We start from the raw sequence: 5,871 nt of genomic DNA on the forward strand, positions 1-5,871 counted from the left end.
GGGTCGCAGGTTCGAATCCTGTCTTCCCGACTTCTTTAAAAACATGGGGGCTTAGCTCAGCTGGGAGAGCGCCTGCTTTGCACGCAGGAGGTCAGCGGTTCGATCCCGCTAGTCTCCACCATTTAATTAATATCAAATGAACATTGAAAACTGAATGACAATATGTCAACGTTAATTCCAATAAAGTAACTTAAATGTTACAAACACTATTTAGTATTATGAGCTAATCAAACATCATAAATTTTTATGGAGAGTTTGATCCTGGCTCAGGATGAACGCTGGCGGCGTGCCTAATACATGGAAGTCGAGCGAACAGACGAGGAGCTTGCTCCTTTGACGTTAGCGGCGGACGGGTGAGTAACACGTAGGTAACCTACCTATAAGACTGGGATAACTTCGGGAAACCGGAGCTAATACCGGATAATATTTCGAACCGCATGGTTCGATAGTGAAAGATGGCTTTGCTATCACTTATAGATGGACCTGCGCCGTATTAGCTAGTTGGTAAGGTAACGGCTTACCAAGGCAACGATACGTAGCCGACCTGAGAGGGTGATCGGCCACACTGGAACTGAGACACGGTCCAGACTCCTACGGGAGGCAGCAGTAGGGAATCTTCCGCAATGGGCGAAAGCCTGACGGAGCAACGCCGCGTGAGTGATGAAGGTCTTCGGATCGTAAAACTCTGTTATTAGGGAAGAACAAACGTGTAAGTAACTGTGCACGTCTTGACGGTACCTAATCAGAAAGCCACGGCTAACTACGTGCCAGCAGCCGCGGTAATACGTAGGTGGCAAGCGTTATCCGGAATTATTGGGCGTAAAGCGCGCGCAGGCGGTTTTTTAAGTCTGATGTGAAAGCCCACGGCTCAACCGTGGAGGGTCATTGGAAACTGGGAAACTTGAGTGCAGAAGAGGAAAGTGGAATTCCATGTGTAGCGGTGAAATGCGTAGAGATATGGAGGAACACCAGTGGCGAAGGCGACTTTCTGGTCTGTAACTGACGCTGAGGTGCGAAAGCGTGGGGAGCAAACAGGATTAGATACCCTGGTAGTCCACGCCGTAAACGATGAGTGCTAAGTGTTAGGGGGTTTCCGCCCCTTAGTGCTGCAGCTAACGCATTAAGCACTCCGCCTGGGGAGTACGACCGCAAGGTTGAAACTCAAAGGAATTGACGGGGACCCGCACAAGCGGTGGAGCATGTGGTTTAATTCGAAGCAACGCGAAGAACCTTACCAAATCTTGACATCCTTTGACCCTTCTAGAGATAGAAGTTTCCCCTTCGGGGGACAAAGTGACAGGTGGTGCATGGTTGTCGTCAGCTCGTGTCGTGAGATGTTGGGTTAAGTCCCGCAACGAGCGCAACCCTTAAGCTTAGTTGCCATCATTAAGTTGGGCACTCTAAGTTGACTGCCGGTGACAAACCGGAGGAAGGTGGGGATGACGTCAAATCATCATGCCCCTTATGATTTGGGCTACACACGTGCTACAATGGACAATACAAAGGGCAGCGAAACCGCGAGGTCAAGCAAATCCCATAAAGTTGTTCTCAGTTCGGATTGTAGTCTGCAACTCGACTACATGAAGCTGGAATCGCTAGTAATCGTAGATCAGCATGCTACGGTGAATACGTTCCCGGGTCTTGTACACACCGCCCGTCACACCACGAGAGTTTGTAACACCCGAAGCCGGTGGAGTAACCATTTGGAGCTAGCCGTCGAAGGTGGGACAAATGATTGGGGTGAAGTCGTAACAAGGTAGCCGTATCGGAAGGTGCGGCTGGATCACCTCCTTTCTAAGGATATATTCGGAACATCTCATAGAGATGATACGGAATAACGTGACATATTGTATTCAGTTTTGAATGTTTATTTTTAAACATTCATGATTAATTGAATATTGCATTGACTATTATATTTTGTTATAATACTTAATTGTGATTATTAATTAATGACATTGTACATTGAAAACTAGATAAGTAAGTAAATAGATTTTACCAAGCAAAACCGAGTGAATAGAGTTTTAAATAAGCTTGAATTCATAAAAAATAATCGCTAGTGTTCGAAAGAACACTCACAGATTAATAACTATATTAGATTAAGTTATTAAGGGCGCACGGTGGATGCCTTGGCACTAGAAGCCGATGAAGGACGTTACTAACGACGATATGCTTTGGGTAGCTGTAAGTAAGCGTTGATCCAGAGATTTCCGAATGGGGGAACCCAGCACAAGTTATGTTGTGTTATCGACAAGTGAATTCATAGCTTGTCAGAAGGCAGACCCGGAGAACTGAAACATCTTAGTACCCGGAGGAAGAGAAAGAAAATTCGATTCCCTGAGTAGCGGCGAGCGAAACGGGAAGAGCCCAAACCAATAAGCTTGCTTATTGGGGTTGTAGGACACTCTATACGGAGTTACAAAGGAATATATTAAACGAATCATCTGGAAAGTTGAATCAAAGAAGGTAATAATCCTGTAGTTGAAAATATATTCTCTCTTGAGTGGATCCTGAGTACGACGGAGCACGTGAAATTCCGTCGGAATCTGGGAGGACCATCTCCTAAGGCTAAATACTCTCTAGTGACCGATAGTGAACCAGTACCGTGAGGGAAAGGTGAAAAGTACCCCGGAAGGGGAGTGAAAGAGAACTTGAAACCGTGTGCTTACAAGTAGTCAGAGCCCGTTAATGGGTGATGGCGTGCCTTTTGTAGAATGAACCGGCGAGTTACGATCTGATGCAAGGTTAAGCAGAAAATGTGGAGCCGTAGCGAAAGCGAGTCTGAATAGGGCGTATAGTATTTGGTCGTAGACCCGAAACCAGGTGATCTACCCATGGTCAGGTTGAAGTTCAGGTAACACTGAATGGAGGACCGAACCGACTTACGTTGAAAAGTGAGCGGATGAACTGTGGGTAGCGGAGAAATTCCAATCGAACTTGGAGATAGCTGGTTCTCTCCGAAATAGCTTTAGGGCTAGCCTCAAGTGATGATTATTGGAGGTAGAGCACTGTTTGGACGAGGGGCCCCTCTCGGGTTACCGAATTCAGACAAACTCCGAATGCCAATTAATTTAACTTGGGAGTCAGAACATGGGTGATAAGGTCCGTGTTCGAAAGGGAAACAGCCCAGACCACCAGCTAAGGTCCCAAAATATATGTTAAGTGGAAAAGGATGTGGCGTTGCCCAGACAACTAGGATGTTGGCTTAGAAGCAGCCATCATTTAAAGAGTGCGTAATAGCTCACTAGTCGAGTGACACTGCGCCGAAAATGTACCGGGGCTAAACATATTACCGAAGCTGTGGATTGTCCTTTGGACAATGGTAGGAGAGCGTTCTAAGGGCGTTGAAGCATGATCGCAAGGACATGTGGAGCGCTTAGAAGTGAGAATGCCGGTGTGAGTAGCGAAAGACGGGTGAGAATCCCGTCCACCGATTGACTAAGGTTTCCAGAGGAAGGCTCGTCCGCTCTGGGTTAGTCGGGTCCTAAGCTGAGGCCGACAGGCGTAGGCGATGGATAACAGGTTGATATTCCTGTACCACCTATAATCGTTTTAATCGATGGGGGGACGCAGTAGGATAGGCGAAGCGTACGATTGGATTGTACGTCTAAGCAGTGAGATTGAATGTTAGGCAAATCCGGCACTCTTAAGATTGAGCTGTGATGGGGAGAGGAAATTGTTTCCTCGAGTCGTTGATTTCACACTGCCGAGAAAAGCCTCTAGATAGAGATTAGGTGCCCGTACCGCAAACCGACACAGGTAGTCAAGATGAGAATTCTAAGGTGAGCGAGCGAACTCTCGTTAAGGAACTCGGCAAAATGACCCCGTAACTTCGGGAGAAGGGGTGCTCTTTAGGGTGCAAGCCCAGAGGAGCCGCAGTGAATAGGCCCAAGCGACTGTTTATCAAAAACACAGGTCTCTGCTAAACCGTAAGGTGATGTATAGGGGCTGACGCCTGCCCGGTGCTGGAAGGTTAAGAGGAGTGGTTAGCTTCTGCGAAGCTACGAATCGAAGCCCCAGTAAACGGCGGCCGTAACTATAACGGTCCTAAGGTAGCGAAATTCCTTGTCGGGTAAGTTCCGACCCGCACGAAAGGCGTAACGATTTGGGCACTGTCTCAACGAGAGACTCGGTGAAATCATAGTACCTGTGAAGATGCAGGTTACCCGCGACAGGACGGAAAGACCCCGTGGAGCTTTACTGTAGCCTGATATTGAAATTCGGCACAGCTTGTACAGGATAGGTAGGAGCCTTTGAAACGTGAGCGCTAGCTTACGTGGAGGCGTTGGTGGGATACTACCCTAGCTGTGTTGGCTTTCTAACCCGCACCACTTATCGTGGTGGGAGACAGTGTCAGGCGGGCAGTTTGACTGGGGCGGTCGCCTCCTAAAAGGTAACGGAGGCGCTCAAAGGTTCCCTCAGAATGGTTGGAAATCATTCATAGAGTGTAAAGGCATAAGGGAGCTTGACTGCGAGACCTACAAGTCGAGCAGGGTCGAAAGACGGACTTAGTGATCCGGTGGTTCCGCATGGAAGGGCCATCGCTCAACGGATAAAAGCTACCCCGGGGATAACAGGCTTATCTCCCCCAAGAGTTCACATCGACGGGGAGGTTTGGCACCTCGATGTCGGCTCATCGCATCCTGGGGCTGTAGTCGGTCCCAAGGGTTGGGCTGTTCGCCCATTAAAGCGGTACGCGAGCTGGGTTCAGAACGTCGTGAGACAGTTCGGTCCCTATCCGTCGTGGGCGTAGGAAATTTGAGAGGAGCTGTCCTTAGTACGAGAGGACCGGGATGGACATACCTCTGGTGTACCAGTTGTCGTGCCAACGGCATAGCTGGGTAGCTATGTGTGGACGGGATAAGTGCTGAAAGCATCTAAGCATGAAGCCCCCCTCAAGATGAGATTTCCCATAGCGTAAGCTAGTAAGATCCCTGAAAGATGATCAGGTTGATAGGTTCGAGGTGGAAGCGTGGTGACACGTGGAGCTGACGAATACTAATCGATCGAAGACTTAACCATATAATATGTAGCAATGTTATCTAGTTTTGAAGGAATATAAAAAACTTGTTGACTTTAAAAGTTAAATGAGTTACAATGATTCTTGTCTTAAATGAATACAGTCTGGTAATGATGGCAGAGAGGTCACACCTGTTCCCATGCCGAACACGGAAGTTAAGCTCTCTAGCGCCGATGGTAGTTGGGACCTTGTCCCTGTGAGAGTAGGACGTTGCCAGGCAATTCGGAGGATTAGCTCAGCTGGGAGAGCACCTGCCTTACAAGCAGGGGGTCGGCGGTTCGATCCCGTCATCCTCCACCATTTAGCCGACTTAGCTCAATTGGTAGAGCAACTGACTTGTAATCAGTAGGTTGGGGGTTCAAGTCCTCTGGCCGGCACCATCTTAACGGAGGGGTAGCGAAGTGGCTAAACGCGGCGGACTGTAAATCCGCTCCTTCGGGTTCGGCAGTTCGAATCTGCCCCCCTCCACCATCTTATTGGGCTATAGCCAAGCGGTAAGGCAACGGACTTTGACTCCGTCATGCGCTGGTTCGAATCCAGCTAGCCCAGCCATTAAGAGCCATTAGCTCAGTTGGTAGAGCATCTGACTTTTAATCAGAGGGTCGAAGGTTCGAATCCTTCATGGCTCACCATTTTATTTTTCGTGGCCCGTTGGTCAAGTGGTTAAGACACCGCCCTTTCACGGCGGTAACACGGGTTCGAATCCCGTACGGGTCATGTTTTTTTTATGTTCATTTTTGGTCCCGTGGTGTAGTGGTTAACATGCCTGCCTGTCACGCAGGAGATCGCCGGTTCGACCCCGGTCGGGACCGCCATTTTAATAAGGCTCGGTAGCTCAGTCGGTAGAGCAGAGG

The 5,871-nt window shown here is 48.7% G+C and carries 8 tRNA genes and 3 rRNA genes; all 11 read left to right on the plus strand.

The features are described from left to right. Window positions 1-45 precede the first annotated feature (45 nt). A tRNA-Ala gene (locus C5E06_RS18750) sits at window positions 46-121 on the plus strand. A gap of 122 nt (window positions 122-243) precedes the next feature. Then, window positions 244-1,794: ribosomal RNA gene (locus C5E06_RS18755) — 16S ribosomal RNA — on the plus strand. A gap of 300 nt (window positions 1,795-2,094) precedes the next feature. Next, window positions 2,095-5,019 (plus strand): 23S ribosomal RNA (locus tag C5E06_RS18760). Between the two features lie 101 nt (window positions 5,020-5,120). Then, window positions 5,121-5,236: ribosomal RNA gene (rrf, locus tag C5E06_RS18765) — 5S ribosomal RNA — on the plus strand. The 16S, 23S and 5S rRNA genes sit together here with 8 tRNA genes alongside, the layout of an rRNA operon. A 5-nt stretch (window positions 5,237-5,241) precedes the next feature. Continuing rightward, window positions 5,242-5,317, plus strand: a tRNA-Val gene (locus tag C5E06_RS18770). A gap of 4 nt (window positions 5,318-5,321) precedes the next feature. Then, window positions 5,322-5,397 (plus strand) — tRNA-Thr (locus C5E06_RS18775). 7 nt (window positions 5,398-5,404) lie between these two features. After that, window positions 5,405-5,488: transfer RNA gene (locus C5E06_RS18780), tRNA-Tyr, on the plus strand. Between the two features lie 6 nt (window positions 5,489-5,494). Continuing rightward, window positions 5,495-5,569, plus strand: a tRNA-Gln gene (locus C5E06_RS18785). Window positions 5,570-5,573: 4 nt separating this feature from the next. Further along, window positions 5,574-5,649, plus strand: a tRNA-Lys gene (locus C5E06_RS18790). 13 nt (window positions 5,650-5,662) lie between these two features. Next, a tRNA-Glu gene (locus tag C5E06_RS18795) sits at window positions 5,663-5,734 on the plus strand. A gap of 22 nt (window positions 5,735-5,756) precedes the next feature. Continuing rightward, a tRNA-Asp gene (locus tag C5E06_RS18800) sits at window positions 5,757-5,832 on the plus strand. Window positions 5,833-5,871 lie beyond the last annotated feature (39 nt).

Source organism: Pseudoclavibacter sp. RFBI5, assembly GCF_002931395.1.
Lineage (GTDB): Bacteria > Actinomycetota > Actinomycetes > Actinomycetales > Microbacteriaceae > Pseudoclavibacter.